1 pseudogene is annotated in these 391 nt (G+C 69.1%); it reads right to left on the bottom strand.

Features of this window, described 5'->3' with window-relative positions:
• Window positions 1–202 (bottom strand): annotated as a pseudogene (locus G4D85_RS48670) (biotin/lipoyl-containing protein); the annotation flags it as partial.
• Window positions 203–391: the final 189 nt, after the last annotated feature.

Below are 391 nucleotides of genomic sequence, written 5' to 3'. Positions count from 1 at the left end.
CGACCTCGTCGCCGCTCTCCTCGAACTCGGCGCTGTAGGACTGGCCGTCCACCAGCATGCTCATGGTGCCGTGCTCGAGCGCCAGCGCGTCCACCTGATACGTGACGCCGTTGACGGTCAGCTTGTACCTGTCGCCCCCCAGGGCCTCCAGGTCCACCGGCACCGCTTCCTTCTGTCCCTGCTGCTTCGTGAAATAGCGCATGGAAGTCTCGTGAGCTCGGAGGTGGGGTTACCGGCGGCGGGAGCGCAGCGCCAGGCGCCACGGGCTGATGCGACCACTGCTCGCGTCGGCCGCGCCCGCCTTGCCACCGGGCATCGTCCTGGCGCGCTTCGCGTCACGCTGGTGCGCGTACACCGCGCTGGCCAACAGGGCCATCTCGCTCAGCTTCGG

Origin of the sequence: Pyxidicoccus trucidator (assembly GCF_010894435.1) — a bacterium.
Lineage (GTDB): Bacteria > Myxococcota > Myxococcia > Myxococcales > Myxococcaceae > Myxococcus > Myxococcus trucidator.
This window is presented reverse-complemented; position numbering and strand designations above follow the sequence as displayed.